The sequence below is a fragment of the Microcoleus sp. A6-C6 genome (assembly GCF_036705955.1).
GTDB lineage: Bacteria > Cyanobacteriota > Cyanobacteriia > Cyanobacteriales > Microcoleaceae > Microcoleus.
Genome location: NZ_JAUBVR010000009.1, coordinates 60030 through 77777, shown reverse-complemented (window position 1 = coordinate 77777; position 17748 = coordinate 60030). Strand labels below are relative to the sequence as shown.

The window sequence follows — 17748 nt, the reverse complement described above, 5'->3', positions numbered from 1 at the left end:
GCGTTAAGGTCGATCGCTCATACCATGTGAGAATAGAGAATAGAGAATAGGGCATGATTGATTATGTATGGTTTGCAGCTTGCCTAAAGTAAAGTTGCATTCTTTTTTTAAACTGGTATCACAACCTCTGATTTTGACTCTTGACTGGGTTTTTGTGAGTTCAGGACTGACAAAGATATTTTTTTTGAGCAGAGCTGGGGATGCAGTGGCAAACTGGGGCAGACTTGGAAACAGGGATCTGAGCAATTTTTTATGTTTTCTTTAGATCTACTCTGGGAATTGAGTAAATAATGGAAATATTCAAGGAATTTTGATTACATATTTCTGTAAAAAATATTAAGGAATTTTTGTGAAAACGCTCAATATCCTTTTGGTAGAGGACAGTCCCCTAGATGCCGAACTGATTGAGGCATATCTCATGGATGGCGCTCTAGACTTTTCTTTGCTGTGCGTGGAAACTCGGGAAGATTTTGCCGCCGCGCTGGAAAATAATTGTTATGACATTATTCTGGCAGATTATATGCTGCCTTGTTTTAATGGGATAGCAGCGCTGGAAATCGCCCGCGCTACTTGTCCGGAAGTGCCGTTTATTTTTGTGTCGGCTACTTTGGGCGAGGAAGTGGCAATTGAGACTTTGAAAAGTGGCGCTACAGATTACGTTCTCAAACGCCGTTTGACGCGGTTGGTGCCGTCGATTGAACGGGCTCTGCGGGAAGTTCAAGAACGGATCGATCGCAAAGCAGCTCAAGCACAGCGGCTAGAGAGCGAAGCGAGATTTCGGATTATGGCAGATACCGCGCCGGTGATGATTTGGATGTCGGATATCGATCGACTTGGTGATTACTTTAACAAAGTTTGGCTGGAGTTTACCGATCGAACTTTAGCGCAAGAAATCGGCATCGGTTGGATGGAAAGCTTGCACCCCGATGACTTACCACAATATATGGATGTTTACCGGAGAGCCTTCGACGCCCGCAGCGAGTACCGGATTGAGTACCGCTTGAGGCGCTATGACGGGGAATATCGCTGGGTTGTAAGTACGGGCGTACCCCTGTACAGACCCGATCGCACTTTTGCCGGTTACATCGGTTCTTGCATCGACATTAGCGATCGCAAACTGGCAGAACAAGAACGCGCTGCCGCTTTGAAAAACGAACAAGCAGCTCGCAAGCAAGCAGAAGAAACAGCGAAAGCGCTGCAATCGGCGAAGGATCGAACTACTAACATTCTCGAAAGCATTACCGACGCTTTTATCGCGGTAGATTTAAATTGTAACTACACCTATGTCAACAACAAAGCTCTTGAGATTTTAGGCAAGTCAGAAGCCGAACTGATAGGTAAAAATGTTTGGGAAATATATCCATGGGCTGTCGATTTACTGTCTTACAAAATGGTTTCTCAAGCATTAGCAGAAAAGGTAACGGTGGAGTATGAAGAATTCGTGCCGTTATGGAATAAGTGGTTGAAGGTGCGTTGTTATCCTTGCGATTCTGGTTTGTCTGCTTATATCCAAGACGTGACCGATCGCAAGCAAGCAGAATCTGCACTCAAAGCTAGTCAAGAAAAGCTAAAAATGTTGGCAGAATCTAACTTGATCGGGATTCTGTTCGGCGATGTTGACGGTGGTATTAGTGAGGCTAACGACGAATTTTTGCGGATGGTGGACTACACGCGGGAACAGTTGCAGCACGGGGAACTCCGCTGGATTGATATTACACCGCCGGAGTACCTGCCTTTGGACGAAATCGGCATCGCAGAGGCAAAAGCCGAGGGTATTTGCACTCCCTATGAAAAGGAATACATTCGGCCCGATGGCAGCCGGATTCCGGTGTTGATGGGGTATATTTTATTGGGTGAAAAACGACAAGAATCAGTGGCTTTTATTCTCGATTTGACGGTTCGCAAGGAATTGGAAAAAGAACTGCAAGATCGAGCTGAGGAATTGGCGCGGGCAAACCGGATTAAAGACGAGTTTTTGGGAACTTTGTCCCACGAATTACGGACGCCGTTGAATGCGATGCTGGGATGGGCGCAACTGCTGCGTCACCGCAAGTTTGATCAAAAAACGACTTTTAAGGCTCTGGAAACGATCGATCGCAATACGCGATCGCTGGGGACGCTAATTGAAGATTTGTTGGACGTGTCGCAGATTATGACTGGCCAACTGTCGCTGAATTTGCGGTGGGTGGATTTGATTTCGACGGTGGAAGGTGCTATCGAAACTCTCGCCGCCGCGATTGGGGCAAAAAATATTGAAATTGTGACGGATTTCGACCAAACTGCGGGGCGGATGTTTGGTGATTCCGGCCGATTGCAGCAGGTGGCGTGGAATTTACTGTCGAATGCGATTAAGTTTACTCCTGACGGAGGACAGGTGAGGGTGGCGCTACGCAAGGTGGAGAGGACGAGTAGACCCCAATCCGCCTATTTTGAAAATTTGTCACTGCCTAGTGTGGAAATTGAGGTTAGCGACACGGGACAAGGGATTGCGGCGGAGTTTTTGCCACACGTTTTCGAGCGATTTAGCCAAGGTGACAGCTCTACAACGCGATCGCACGACGGATTAGGTTTGGGTTTGGCCCTAGTGCGCCATTTTGTGGAAATGCACGGGGGGACGGTGCAAGCGACATCGGCCGGGAAGGGACAAGGATCGACGTTTTTGGTGAGATTGCCAATTAAACAACGACAGGGCGAGGGCGAATTTTCTATTGCCGGGACTGGGGAGTTTGTGGTTCGAGAAACCCCGGCGCGAACCCCTGTAAATGAGTCTTTTGTCAGCAGTAACCTTTCGGGAGTGCGAGTTTTGGTGGTCGATCGCGACGGGGATTCCCTGGAATTTGTGCGTACAGTGCTCGAAGATTGCGGGGCTGTGGTGGAGACGGCTGCATCGGGAAAGGAAGCTTTGGAGGCGATTTCAAGGCTGAATCCAGATGTTTTGGCGATCGATATTGGGATGCAGGCTCCTGATGGAGATGCTCTGATGTGGCAAGTGCGATCGCAAGTTGGGAAGGAAATTCCCGCGGTGGCGTTCACGGCTAGCGGTAGCGTAGAGGAACGGGTACGGGCGCTGCGGCAGGGTTTTCAAATTCACGTACCCAAGCCTCTCAATCCTGCTGAGTTGGTGGCGGTGGTGGCAAGTTTGGCGCTACGCGCGATCGATTTTTGATTGACTCGGCGATGATGGATGCGCTAACTACGAACGAATGTTAAATTTTATAGGATTTGGGCGATCGGAGAATACGGTCAACAAACGTTCTTTTTAGTACAAATTACGATCGCAGCTCATTTGTCAAGCCCCTAAAGTTATAGATTTAATTTAGGTCAAAGTTTGTAGTTTCTGATACTGAGGTGCAAAAACCAGCTCCTCAAATATCAAGTTCAGCAAATTAGTGCGACCTTGGAAAAATACTGTACCGCAGCCAATGCTTTTGGCACTCCTCTATTTCCTGCCGTGCAAGGATCAGGATTTTGTTTTGCTATTGAATTTTTCCTGTGCCGTCCGGTTCCAACTATCGACTAGATACCAATTGCACCCGGCCAGCATCCATTTCATCCATTAATAACTCTAAAGCCTCATAATCAATATCCGAGATGTAGCCCAAACGGGTGAGCTCGTAGTTGATTTCGTTTTCAATGTCAGGCGTCAACTGCTTAATGTAGAGGGCTTTTTCTACAAGATGACGAATAGCATAGGTTGCTTGCATATTAGCTCGGAGAACTCCGTACAGTTTGATTATCATCTAAACAGTCGATCAGGCGCGTGATCTAAATCAGAACTAACAAGTGATTTCAATTACATTCCTCAGTTTAACCTAACAGCTAGGGCAAAGTCGATCGCAATTTTGACCATTGCCAAGACTAAACTTGCTGGCATAAATAAAAAATAGTATAGTAGCTTACCTTTACTCCCCAAATATTGCAGAAAGTTTCATAAAAAAGAGTAAATAAATAAAGATTCAGTAAACTACTCAAAACTACTGGTCGGTTTTCCTCAGAGCAAGTTAGGCTCGTAAGTGTTAAGTAGGTTTAGGCTGATGCCCGTCCAGTGCGGTAGTAGAAAATACGTAGCAACCATAGGTTTGATATATGACACTTCTTGCCCAGGAACCAATTACGGTGATTCGACCCCTTGACCACCTGAATGCAGCCACAGCCGAAAAATTCGGACAGCAACTAACCACAGCAATTGCAGCACCCGGAGTTGTAGCAGTAGTCGTGGATTTGGGCGCAGTTACATTAATTGACAGTGCAGGTTTGATGGCCTTGATTTCCGGCCTCAAGCAGGCGAAAAAAATGCGGCGACGGTTTAGTATTTGCTCAGTTTCCGCCGGGATAAGAATGATTCTGGAACTCAGCCAACTCGATCGAGTTTTTGAGATATTTGAAAATGTCGAAAGCTTTGAAGCCACCAATTCGTGTGTAAACAAGCACTCCTAGAATGTACTCAACGGTGAAAACAAGTTACAAAACACAGCAATTTCAGTTAAACGCCCCCAAAGAGAGAAGACTGCCGTTGGCGTGTTGGCAGATTTTAAGGTAGGCTGCTTAAGAGTCGCAAGTATTTAGCGAGTCGAGCCGTGGCAGTAAAAGTCGAAGAATTACTTACAGCAGAAATCAATCAGCCTGCTCGTTATCTAGGAAACGAGTTAGGGGCTGTGCGCAAGCCTTGGGATGCAGCGTCTGTACGCTGGGTGCTAACTTATCCAGAAGTGTATGAAGTTGGTGCTTCCAATCTGGGACACATCATCCTTTACAATATTTTGAATGCTGGGCCGAGACAGTTGTGCGATCGAGCTTATTTGCCCGCACCAGACTTAGCAGCAAAACTGCGATCGACTAAAACTCCCCTGTTTGCCGTAGAATCCAGGCGATCGCTCACAGAATTTGATATTCTGGGCTTCAGCCTCAGCTACGAACTCGGAGCCACAAACATTCTGGAAATGCTGGATTTAGCCGGCATTCCCCTAACTTGGCAAGAAAGAGCGACAAATGCCCAAAATGGCGCAGATTTGCCGCTAATTTTTGCTGGCGGACAAACCGCCACCTCCAATCCCGAACCCTACGCTGACTTTTTTGACTTCATCGCAATGGGAGATGGAGAAGAATTGCTGCCGGAAATTGGCTTGATTTTGGCAGAAGGCAAAGCTAATAATTTGAGCCGAGAAGCATTGCTGCTGGATTTAGCGCAAATTCCCGGCGTTTATGTCCCGCAATTCTACGATATGGCGGCCGATGGTTCTGTTCATCCCAACCGCCCGCAAGTTCCCGATCGAATTCTACGTCGAGTGGCGACTCCCATACCAGCTTATTCGATCGGCTTAGTGCCCTACGTTCAGACAGTGCACGACAGATTGACAGTGGAAATCCGCCGGGGATGCACCCGCGGTTGTCGCTTCTGTCAGCCGGGAATGCTGACTCGCCCCGCGCGCGATGTGGAACCGCAACAAGTCGTAGAAGCGATCGAACAAGGAATGAAAGCCACCGGGCACAGCGAGTTTTCCCTGCTTTCCCTGAGTTGTTCCGACTATCTGGCACTCCCAGCAGTCGGGATGGAAATCAAAAACCGCCTGAAAGACAAAAATATCTCTCTGTCTCTACCCAGCCAGCGGGTTGACAGATTTGACGATAATATTGCTGACATTCTCGGTGGTACGCGGCAAAGCGGTTTGACTTTTGCGCCGGAAGCTGGTACTCAGCGGATGCGCGACATTGTTAACAAGGGTTTGACAAACGAAGAGTTGTTGCGGGGTGTCAAAACTGCCGTCGATCGCGGTTGGGATAAAATCAAGCTGTATTTTATGATCGGCTTGCCCGGAGAAACGGATTTTGATGTGCTGGGAATCGCCGAAACAGTCCGCTGGCTGCAAAGGGAATGCAGGCTAGATGGCCGACGCACACTGAATTTCAACTTGACAATTTCTAATTTTACGCCGAAGCCTCACACTCCTTTTCAGTGGCACTCGGTTTCTACTGCTGAGTTTTCTCGCAAGCAAAGATTGCTGAAAGGTGAATTTCGCGGGATGAGAAATCTTAAGGTGAATTATACTGATGTGCGGATTTCGGCGATGGAGGATTTTGTCGGTAGGGGCGATCGACGTTTGGGCGCTGTAATCCACCGCGCTTGGGAACTTGGCGCTGGTATGGATGCTTGGTGGGAAAGTTTGGATACAGCTTACAAAGCTTGGACAAGGGCGATCGATGAATCGGGCCTTACTTGGAAATACCGCCAAGTTGAAAGTGGCGAGTGGAATCTGTTTGAGAAGGAAGAGGAGAAGGAAGAAGGAAGAAGGAAGAAGGAAGAAGGAAGAGGGGAGAAGGAAAATTTTCCCACATCTCCCCCTCTCCCCCTCTCCTCTTATCCCTCCCTCTCCCCCTCCCTCCCTCTCCCCCTCTCCCCCTCTTCCCCCTCCCTCTCCCCCTCTTCCCCCTCCCCCTCTCTCCCCCTCTCTCTCGATCAGCCTTTACCTTGGGATCACTTGGACACGGGAATTGATAAAAACTGGCTAAAGCTTGACTTGCAAAAGGCTTTAGAAGCCGCGACGGTTCCTGATTGTTCCTTTGAAGGGTGTTCGCGCTGCGGGGTTTGTGGCACGGATTTCGGACACAATGTGGTTGTGGATGCGCTGCCAATTCCTGAGTTTGCTGGGGAGTTTGTGCCGAATACGGAACGGAAACAGCGTTTTCGGGTTTGGTTTGGAAAGGTGGGCGATATGGCTTTGGTTGGTCATTTGGATTTGCTCCGATTGTTCGATCGAGTTGTCCGCAGGGCCGATTTGCCGATTTCGTTTACCGGTGGCTTTCACCCGAATCCTCGAATTTCTGTGGCAAATGCCCTGCCTCTGGGTGTTACGAGCACTGGGGAAATTGCTGATTTTGAACTCACTGAGTCGATCGATCTTGATGTGTTTCGGGAAAAATTGGCGGCGACTCTGCCGGAAAATATCCCGATTTACAGGGTTGAGTCGATCGATCTCAAAGCTCCTTCTGCTAGTCAGTTGTTAGAAGCCGCTGAGTACATGATTACTGTCGCAGCAACAGGCGCGTTGGCAGAAAATCCTGAATTAGAAGGTGAGAATTCTGCTCCTGTCTGCGTCGCTGCTGATGCGAATTGGGAAGCTTGGCTTGGGACGATCGTCCAAACAGAGGCTTTTTGGCGGGTGCACACTACTAAGTCGGGTAAGACTCAGGATGTGAATTTGCGCGATCGGCTGCATAAACTAGAGCTTGTAGAGCAGCAACCAGAAACTAGCGCGAATGGCGGTAAATCTGAAAGTATAGCCGTCTTGCGCTATACCGGCAGTTGTCGCAGCGATGGTAATTTGCTGAAGCCAGAACATCTTGTGTTCATGTTGGAACAAGTCAGCCAGCAAGAAATTCAACTTGTGCAAGTTCAGCGCAGTCAGCTAATCCTGAGTTATGGTTAAAATAGGGAAGCCGTGGTGGAATATTTCACCTTCGGCTTTCGTCGGGATGTGTCGTGTCAAGCTATAATTGCTTGTTATGGAAGCCGCAGCGGCTTGAGCGCTTTAGTCGCTCGTCGCTAAGAGTCAACCAGCAACGCGGGCTGGGTGCAAACTGCTTCTGTTCAAGACTTCAAGCCTTTTTGTACATTCACGGGCTAAATCTAGCGCTAAACCCGCAGGAGCGGAGCATGAACCAAATTGATTGATTAATTTCGATCGATCGACTGGTTGTAGATCGTCGGCTTATTCAAAAATCTTATGGTTCAAGCCGCAGAGCGGGTATTCAACAATAGATGTTTTTGACAAGGTTTTAGGGTTGGCAGGGGCGGAGGTTGCAGTCGAATGCCAAGAGTAGAGTCTGTTGAGTGCGATCGCGCAAGAATTCAACAAAAATCTAGGCGCTTTCACTCCTACTTACTTTCGCTCAAAACCAGCCCTCAACCACCAGACAAGCGGAGTTATCAGTTTTTTGGGTTGAGTTGTGTGTTAAGAAATTGGTGGGAGTGTCACTGAATTTATTCGCTGAGTTCAAAGGAAGAGTTGCAAGTGTTGAATTCTGAGTATTGAGGAAAGCAATTCTCAACTTAAAACTCAATATTGCTAACTCGATAAAAGCCTCCTTATTTCTATCTCTCAGATTTATCTGCTGAGCATAACTCATAACTCTGTAAGGGCGGGTTTAGGCACTTAATTTGTAACAGTTAATAGTTAAGTTAACAGTGAACAGTTAACAGTTAAATTTCCTTCCACCCTGCACCAACTCACAGCTAATAACTCTTCAAACTACTACTAATTACAGTTAAAGTCAGAGGCACTTTTCAGCGTTAGTGTCTCTAACTTGCTGCCAGTTTTTTGAGGAAAATGAATGACAAAGCAGATAGTTATAGCAGAGCAGCATCGCATTGCTGCCGTCTTTTCAGAAGATCAAATCCAAGAACTCGTGGTAGCCACAGGCAGCCACCAAGTCAGTGATATTTACTTGGGAATTGTTGAAAATGTACTCCCTGGGATAGATGCAGCCTTCGTCAATATTGGCGACCCAGAACGCAACGGGTTTATGCACGTCACAGACCTTGGCCCACTGCGGCTCAAGCGATCGGCAGGAGCAATTACAGAACTCCTCACCCCGCAGCAAAAAGTGCTGGTACAGGTGATGAAAGAACCCACGGGCAGCAAAGGCCCGCGGCTGACAGGCAACATTACCCTGCCGGGCCGCTATTTGGTACTGATGCCCTACGGCAGAGGAGTCAATCTGTCCCGCAGAATCAAGTCGGAAGTCGAGCGCAACCGCCTCCGAGCCCTAGCAATTTTGGTGAAACCAGCCGGGATGGGGCTGCTGGTACGCACCGAAGCCGAAGGCCAGACCGAAGAAGCCATCATGGAAGATTTGGAAGTCCTGCAAAAGCAGTGGGAAACCGTTCAACTCGAAGGTGGTTCCACGCGGGCGCCGGCACTACTCAACCGCGATGACGATTTTATCCAGCGGGTGCTGCGGGATATGTTCAGCGGTGACGTGAATCGGATTGTGGTGGACTCGCAAAATGGGATTAAGCGAGTCAAGCAGCAGTTGATGAGCTGGAATGGCGGTAAACTTCCTGCGGGAGTTTTGATCGACCACCACCGAGAGCGCGCCTCGATTTTAGAGTTTTTCCGCGTCAACGCTGCGATTCGAGAAGCCCTCAGACCAAGGGTAGACTTGCCTTCGGGCGGTTATGTGATAATCGAACCCACAGAAGCTTTGACGGTGATTGATGTCAACTCTGGTTCGTTTACTCGATCGGCCACAGCTCGCGAAACGGTACTCTGGACAAATTGCGAAGCAGCAACGGAAATTGCTAGACAACTGCGACTCCGCAATATTGCCGGGGTGATTATTGTTGACTTTATCGACATGGAATCCCGCCGCGATCAGTTGCAGGTGCTGGAACATTTCAATAAAGCCCTGAAAGCTGACAAATCTCGACCGCAAATCGCTCAACTGTCGGAATTGGGACTGGTAGAACTCACCCGCAAACGCCAAGGTCAAAATATTTACGAGTTATTCGGCCACACTTGCCCTACTTGCAGCGGGTTGGGTCATCTGGTGCAACTCCCCGGCGAAGATGACATGGCTCCAGCGGTGCGAGAATCGGCCGATCGCACTGTGGCTACCTCCAACCGGGTGATGTTGAACTTGCCAGAAGGAGTGGAACGTCGCAGCTTAACGCCTGTGGCTGCTGCCACTGCTGCACCAGTCAGAGAAGAACGTTCTCCAGAGCCACAGCGGGCTGCTTGGGAACCTCAGAGCGAAAGTTTGGATTTTATTGAAACTGGCGGTAACGCCTCGGCTTTAGACTTGCTCAACCATCCCAGCTATCAGGATTTGGGCAACGGAACCAGACGGCGACGGCGGCGCCGCATTGGCGAAGAGCCTTTTGCCGTGCCGGTGGTGGAAGAGGAACCGGTGCGCAGCAAGTTGCGGCTGCCGAATACTTCGAGTGCGCCCGTCGTGGATACGCGCTCTGAGTATCAGGCTCCCCCCGGCATCCGGGCAGCTTCGGAGGGCTTCGGGTTGGTGGTGAATATGACGACTGTTGGCAGGCGCGAGGATTTCGATCGCGTGCGCCCAACTAAGTCTGAGCTGCTGAAGCCGATGGTGGAGCCTCCTGAGGTGATTTCGGTGGAAATGACGCCAGAGGAACAGGATGTTTATGCTCTGATGGGGGTTTCTCCTTTGGTGCTGACGGATCGCAGCGCGAAAAATCCTAAGAATGTGATCGTTTCGGTGACACTCCCCGGAAATCCCCCGAATCAGCCTCCTTTTGAGCAACTCGAATTTGAATTTGAACCGTCGGCGGGAGCAGAGGATGTTGAGGAAGAGGATTATTATGCAGAGATGTCTGTAACTGAGAATGTTGAGCCTGAATTTTTTGAGGATGATGAGGCGGATATTTACGACGAGAGTTCGATCGACGAAACCGATGATTTTGAGGAGATGGAGGAAACCGACGAGGTGATGGCTTTCTCAAAGGAGCCGATCGAGTTTGATGAGCCGATCAAGTTTGATGAGCCGATCGAGTTTGATGAGCCGATCGAGTTCGATGAGCAGATCGAGTTCAATGAGCCGATCGAGTTCAATGAGCCGATCGAGTTCAATGAGCCGATCGAACCCGTGGAACCTGAAGAACCTGCGATCAACCGCCGCCGTCGTCGCCGCTCATCAGCCGTTTTGGATGAGTGATTATGAAGGAAGAAGGAAAAGGGAAGAAGGAAGAAGGAAGAGGGAAAAAGGAAGAGGGAAAAAGGAAGAGGGAAAAAGGAAGAGGGAAAAAGGAAGAAGTAGAAATTTTTACTCTCTTCCCATCTTTCCATCTCCCCATCTCCCCATCTCCCTCTCTCCCCAAATCCCCATCTTTCCATCTCCCCATCTCCCCCTCTCCCTCTCCCCCCATCTCCCCATCTCCCTCTCCCTCTCTCCCTCGAATAATTGCAGGTGTAGATGAAGTCGGAAGAGGAGCTTTGTTCGGGCCAGTGGTGGCTGCGGCCTGCATTTTGCCCGACGAGGTTCTCGATGAATTAGTAAGTTGCGGGGTGCGCGACAGCAAGCAGTTGAGTGCCACAGCCCGGAGTCGGTTAGCTATCAAAATCCGGGCTGTGGCGGTTGACTGTCAAATTGGTGCGGCTTCGGTGCGGGAGATCGATCGCCTGAATATTTTGCAGGCTTCTTTGTTGGCAATGAAGCGCGCGATTTTGAAGTTGAATGTCACGCCGGATTTGTGTTTGGTTGACGGGAATCAAAGAATACCTAATTTGGCGATCGACCAAGAGACGATGATTAAAGGTGATTCGCGATCGATTCAGATTGCCGCCGCTAGCATTGTCGCCAAAGTTTGGCGCGATGAATTAATCTTGCGGATGGCTGTTAATTATCCCGAATATGACTTGACAAATAACAAAGGCTATGGTACAAAAAAACATAAATTAGCTTTAGAACGTTGCGGTGTGTCTGTCTTTCATCGGGTGTCATTTAGTCCTTGCCGAGAATCTTAAAATTCACCAGTCGTAGGGTGCGTCGCCATCAAAAATTTCCAAAAAAATATCGACAATTGTAGTAGGGTGCGTCAGGTTATAAGGTTTTGACTACCGACTCAAAAAACACCTTCTGACGCACCCTACCGTTACTAAAATCTAACATCTAAAATCCAAAATCCCATGACAGACACATCACTAACAATTCCTGGGTATCGCATCCTCGATCGCATTTACAACGGCGCTAGAACCCAAGTTTACCGAGCGCTATCCGAATCCGATCTACAACCTGTCGCCATCAAAATCCTCCAAAACGAATATCCAACTTTCCACGAACTCGTACAGTTTCGCAATCAATACACAATTACCAAAAATATTGACCTGACAGGAATAATTAAACCAATTGCACTCTCAAACTACCGCAACAGTTTTGCTTTAGTCATGGAAGATTTTGGAGGCATATCTCTTTCCGAATATACCGCCCTTCGCCCACTAAGTCCAGACGATTTTTTACCAATAGCTATTCAAACAGTCCAAATATTAGAAGGACTCTATCGCAATCGAATTATTCACAAAGATATCAAACCTCAGAATATCCTAATTAATCCAAATACCCAAGAAATCAAAATCATAGACTTCAGTATCTCTTCCCTTTTACCCAGAGAAAATCAAGAAATTAAAAGTCCTAACGTTCTGGAAGGAACGCTAAATTATATGTCTCCCGAACAAACCGGGAGAATGAATCGAGGTATCGACTACCGCACCGATTTCTACTCGCTGGGAGTCACGTTTTACGAAGTGCTGACAGGACAATTACCATTTAAATCTACCGATGCAATGGAGTTAGTTCACTCCCATCTTGCCAAGATTCCAACTCCCCCAATAGAACTCGTCCCAACCATCCCAGCAATGTTGAATGACATCATAATAAAATTGATGGCGAAAAACCCAGAATCGCGCTATCAAAACGCTTTCGGGATCAGGCATGACTTGGAAACCTGTTGGCAGCAGTGGCAAGAAACAGGCGAGATTAACCAGTTTACCTTGGGGGCTAGAGATATTTGCGATCGCTTCGCCATCCCCGAAAAACTCTACGGCAGAGAAACCGAAGTTAACACATTATTAGCAGCATTCGATCGCGTTGCCAACCCCCCTGAATCCCCCCATAGTAAGGAGGGACATAGAGGGGTCGAAATCATGCTAGTCGCCGGCTTTTCCGGCATCGGCAAAACCGCCGCCGTCAACGAAGTTCACAAACCCATTGTCCGCCAGCGGGGCTACTTCATCAAAGGGAAATTTGACCAATTCAAGCGCGATATTCCCTTTTCTGCCTGGGTACAATCCTTCCAAAATTTGATGAGGCAACTGCTGGCTGAAACTACCGCAGAAGTGCAGAAATGGCAAGCCAAAATCTTAAAAGTTTTGGGTGAAAATGCCCAGGTAATTATCGATGTCATCCCCGAACTAGAACACCTGATCGGCCAGCAGCCCAAAGTCCAAGAACTAGAAGGAATTGCCGCTCAAAATCGCTTTAATTTGCTATTCGGTAAATTTATCGGAGTCTTCGCCACAAAAGAGCATCCTTTAGTCATTTTCTTAGATGATTTGCAGTGGGCAGATTCTGCTTCGCTGAAGCTAATGCAGTTGCTGGTAAGTGAGACAGATACCCGATATCTGCTGTTAATCGGAGCCTATCGGGATAACGAAGTTTTCGGTACTCACCCGCTAATTTTGACCTTGGACGAGATTCGCAAAAAATCATTACCAGTCAATCAAATTACCTTAGCGCCCTTAGACAAACCAGCCCTAAATCGCCTGATTGCCGATAGTCTAATTTGTCCTTTAGAACGAGCAACTCCTTTAACAGAACTCGTGTTCAGCAAAACTCAAGGCAATCCTTTCTTCGCTACACAATTCCTCAATTTTCTCCAGATAGATGGGTTGATTTCTTTTGATATGAGTTCCGCATCTTGGCAGTGCGATATTGCCCGAGTGAGCGCCCTTGCTTTGACTGATGATGTAGTCGAGTTTATGGCGATTAAGTTGCAAAAGCTGCCTGTAAATACCCAGGATGTTTTAAAACTAGCCGCTTGTATCGGCAACCAATTTGACTTAGCAACCCTGGCAATTGTCCATGAAAAATCCCAGGTGGAAACAGCGGATGAATTGTGGCCAGCGCTGCAAGAGGGGTTAGTGATTCCCATCAGCGAAATTTACAAGTTCTTTCAGGATTCGGAATCATCAGAGGTGGCACAAACATCTGATTTATCGGTTCCCTACAAATTTTTACACGATCGCGTACAGCAAGCAGCATATTCTTTAATTCCCGAATCTCAGAAACAGTCAACTCACCTCAAAATAGGGCAACTGTTGTTGACTAAGAGCGGACACGGAGGCAGCGCCCCTACGGCAGAAGAAATAGAAGATCAAATTTTCGATATTGTCAACCATTTGAATATGGGTAAGGAATTCATTATTGCTCCGACTGAACGAGATGAATTAGCTCAATTGAATTTAATTGCTGGATGTAGAGCTAAAAGTTCCATAGCCTATGGTGCTGCAAAAAGATATTTAACTACCGGACTAGAATTTTTAGCTGTAGATAGTTGGCAGCGTCAGTATAGGCTATCATTGGCTTTGTACTCGGAATCAGCAGAAGTGGCTTATCTCAATGGTGAGTTTGAGCAGATGGAGAAATTCGCTAATATTGTTCTCCAACAAGCGACTTCGATGCTGGACAAAGTAAAAGTTTATGATGCAAAAATTCAAGCTGCTGCCTCCCAGGGGAACCTCACAGAAGATGTTAGCATTGGGCTGCAAGTGCTCAAACATTTGGGAGTAATTTTACCAGAATTGCCCAGCCAGTCCGATATTCAAAAAGGGCTAGAAGAAACTGCTTTACTCTGTGCCGAACAAGACATCGAAGCGTTAATTAATCTACCCGAAATGACTGAATCCGAACCGTTAGCAGCCATGTATATCCTATCAAGTATTGCTCCTGCTGCTTATGTTGCTGCACCAACAGTGCTGTTACTGATTGTGTGCAAAATGGTTAATTTATCACTCAAATATGGCAATGCCACCTGGTCGTCATTTGGTTATTCTACTTACGGATTAATTCTGTGTGGAGTAGTCCAAGATATAGAAACAGGTTATCGATTTGGTTACTTAGCTGCAAATTTGGCTGAGCGGCTCAATGTTGAGAAAGTCAAGGCTAAGGTATTGAATGTCTGGGGTTCTCTGATCCTGCACTGGAAAAAACATCTTAGAGAAGCACTACCTGTTTTGATTGAGGGATATCAAAGCGCCGTGGAGAGTGGAGACTTTGAAATGGCCGGTCATTGTGGATTTCATATATGCGATGTATCATGTTTTTTGGGTCAAGAGCTTACGGAGGTCGAACAAAAGATATCAACATACAGCAAGGCTATTAGTAAAATTCGGCAAGAAGTTTTATTGAGTTGGATCGCATTAGTTCGGCAAGTAGTCCTGAATTTCTTAGGTAATAATCCAAATCCCACTTGTTTAATTGGTGAGTCCTACAATGAAGAGGAAGGACTCAAAACTGCTATTAGAGCAAATGATGGCTGTCAAATTCATCAAATTTACCTATATAAACTAATTTTAAACTATGTATTTGGTCAACATCAGGAAGCTATAAAAAATGCTGTTTTAGCCGAACAATATCTAGGCAGCGTGACAGCACTGATCTGCGTCCCTCTGTTCCATTTTTATGATTCTCTGGCACATTTAGCTGTATTTGCTGAGGCTTCAAGTTCCGAACAAGATGTGATACTCAATCGGGTGAAAAATAACCAAGAAAAAATGCAAAAGTGGGCGCATCATGCTCCGATGAATCATTTACATAAGTTCTATCTGGTAGAGGCCGGGCGGCATCAGGTGCTAGGCGAAAGGCTGGAGGCGGTGGAAATGTACGATCGCGCGATCGCCCTCGCCCAAGAAAACGAGTACATCAACGAAGAAGCAGTAGCCCACGAACTCGCAGCCAAATTTTATCTTGAATGGGGCAAAGAAAAAATTGCCCAAGTCTACTTAACTGATGCCTACTACGCCTACGCGCGGTGGGGTGCCCGGGCAAAAGTTGAAGATTTAGAAAAACGCTATCCCCAATTAATCGCCCCGATTCTCAACCAGAAAACAATCTTAAACACAGGTGATACAATTGCCCAAATGATGACAGGAACTGTCGTAAGTACCACTTCAGGAGTGTCCGAAATTCTGGACTTGGCAACAGTAATCAAAGCATCTCAATCCCTGTCAGAAGAAATTCACCTGGATCGGTTGCTCTCAAGTTTAGTGCAAGTGGCGATCGAGAATGCGGGAGCCCAAACAGGATCGATGATTTTGGCAGAGGGAGATTCATGGGCGATCGCAACTCAATGCGTTAGCGGTAAAGCCTGCAACACCCCCTCTACTTCCGTAGCCGTTTCGCAGCAAATTCCCACCACCATCATCAACTATGTTTGGCGAACCCAAGAAACTTTGGTAATTAATGATGCCACGGCCCAGACTACCTGGGCTGCTGATTGTTACATTATTCAACAGCAACCAAAGTCAGTTTTGTGTTTGCCAATCCAACATCAAGGAAAGGCGATCGGCATTATTTACCTCGAAAATAATCTGACAACAGGTGCATTTACTCCCGACAGATTAGCAGTCTTAAAAGTTTTATCCTCCCAAGCCGCCATCTCCATAGAAAACGCCCAACTCTATGCCAACTTAGAAACCAAAGTCGCAGAAAGAACCCAAGAACTCCAGCAGTCAGAAGCTCGTTTTCGACAACTTTATGAGCAATCGGGCGATGCGATTTTGCTGTTAGATGGGAACGCTTTTATCGACTGCAACCCCGCAACGGTTAAAATGATGCGTTGCACAGACAAACAACAGCTTCTTTCCCTACATCCAGCTCAACTTTCCCCAGAGATTCAACCTGACGGTAGAGAGTCTTTTGAGAAATCTAAGGAAATGACAGCCACAGCTTTCTTGCGAGGAAGTCACCGCTTTGAATGGATGCACCGCCGCACCGACGGAGAAGATTTTTGGGTAGAAGTATTGCTGACATTAATTCCTGTAGATGGTAAAAAAATTCTACACACAGTTTGGCGAGAAATTGGCGATCGCAAACAAGCTGAATCAGCGTTGCACCAGAAAAATCAGGAACTCAGCGATACTCTGCAACAACTCAAAACCACCCAGGAAGGATTGATTCAATCAGAAAAAATGGCTGCTTTAGGACAACTTGTTGCCGGAGTTGCCCACGAAGTTAACACTCCCCTCGGTGCAATTCGTTCCTCTGCCGGCAATGTTTCTAAGTTCTTAAATCAAACTCTAGAACAGTTTCCCGCACTGTTTCAATCTCTCTCTCCAGACGAAACACATAATTTTTTGAATTTACTCCAGCGTTCCCTGCAACAAGAAACAAACTTATCAACGAAAGAAGAACGCAAATTAAAGAGAGCTTTGAGAAGCCAACTGCAAGAATTAGAAATAGCCGATGCAGATATCGTAGCCGATCGCCTAGTAATGATGGGAGTGTATAGTGAAATTGACAGCTTTGTGCCGCTGCTGCAAAAACCCGATAGCTTGCACGTACTAGAAATCGCCTACAAACTTTCTGAGTTAAAAAGAGGCATCGCTACTATCAACACGGCCACAGACAGAGCCTCGAAAGTCGTGTTTGCCTTGAAAACTTATGCTCACTACGAACAGTCGGGAGAAAAGACAGCAGCGATTATTACAGAAGGCCTTGAAACAATCTTAACCCTTTATCAAAATCAATTCAAACAAGGCGTTCAGGTAGTGAGAAACTATACCGACATCCCACCAATAATATGCTATCCCGACGAATTGAATCAAGTTTGGACGAATTTAATTCACAATGCTTTGCAAGCAATGGATTATCGAGGTACGCTAAAAATCGAGTTAGCGGAGCAATCCGGGCAGGCTAAGATTAGCATTAGCGACAGCGGTAAGGGGATACCAGAAGAGATTAAAGTAAAAATATTTGATCCGTTTTTTACGACTAAACCTGCCGGAGAAGGCAGCGGTTTGGGACTAGATATTGTCAAGAAGATTGTTGACAAACATCAGGGGAAAATAGAGGTAGAATCAATTCCGGGCCAAACTACATTTAATGTTTTCTTGCCAATGAGCGCTGTATGAGCAAGTCAAGGATCTCCGGCACAATATAACGCCGTAACCTAGGTCGGGTATTACTGGCTTGGGCCTAAGCTGCAATCTACCCCATTGGGAGGAT

At 47.0% G+C, this 17748-nt stretch carries 7 protein-coding genes; 6 read left to right on the top strand and 1 reads right to left on the bottom strand.

Annotated elements, in window-relative coordinates; translation table 11 throughout:
• Positions 1-349: 349 nt before the first annotated feature.
• On the top strand, positions 350-3166 hold the full coding sequence (locus QUB52_RS06145) for a PAS domain S-box protein (RefSeq protein ID WP_332974461.1): 2817 nt from the start codon (positions 350-352) through the stop codon (positions 3164-3166).
• Positions 3167-3509: 343 nt separating this feature from the next.
• On the opposite strand, the gene QUB52_RS06140 is transcribed toward QUB52_RS06145, so the two are convergent.
• Complete coding sequence (locus tag QUB52_RS06140) at positions 3510-3704, bottom strand: hypothetical protein (RefSeq protein WP_193975465.1); 195 nt, start codon at positions 3702-3704, stop codon at positions 3510-3512.
• A 382-nt stretch (positions 3705-4086) separates the two neighbouring features.
• Here QUB52_RS06140 and QUB52_RS06135 point away from each other — a divergent pair, with 382 nt between their 5' ends.
• The 5 genes from QUB52_RS06135 to QUB52_RS06115 all read left to right on the top strand — a co-directional run bounded on the left by QUB52_RS06135 (position 4087) and on the right by QUB52_RS06115 (position 17654).
• Positions 4087-4437, top strand: coding sequence for an STAS domain-containing protein (locus QUB52_RS06135; protein WP_265235433.1), 351 nt, complete (start codon positions 4087-4089; stop codon positions 4435-4437).
• A 140-nt stretch (positions 4438-4577) separates the two neighbouring features.
• On the top strand, positions 4578-7424 hold the full coding sequence (locus tag QUB52_RS06130) for a TIGR03960 family B12-binding radical SAM protein (RefSeq protein ID WP_332976132.1): 2847 nt from the start codon (positions 4578-4580) through the stop codon (positions 7422-7424).
• A 904-nt stretch (positions 7425-8328) separates the two neighbouring features.
• A complete protein-coding gene (locus QUB52_RS06125) occupies positions 8329-10683 on the top strand; it encodes an Rne/Rng family ribonuclease (RefSeq protein ID WP_332973633.1) in 2355 nt (784 codons plus the stop codon).
• Positions 10684-10685: 2 nt separating this feature from the next.
• Positions 10686-11492 (top strand): ribonuclease HII, encoded by an 807-nt coding sequence (locus tag QUB52_RS06120; protein WP_332973634.1) that lies wholly within the window; start codon positions 10686-10688, stop codon positions 11490-11492.
• Positions 11493-11654: 162 nt separating this feature from the next.
• Positions 11655-17654: a trifunctional serine/threonine-protein kinase/ATP-binding protein/sensor histidine kinase gene (locus tag QUB52_RS06115; protein ID WP_332973635.1), complete on the top strand. Its 6000-nt coding sequence runs from the start codon at positions 11655-11657 to the stop codon at positions 17652-17654.
• Positions 17655-17748 lie beyond the last annotated feature (94 nt).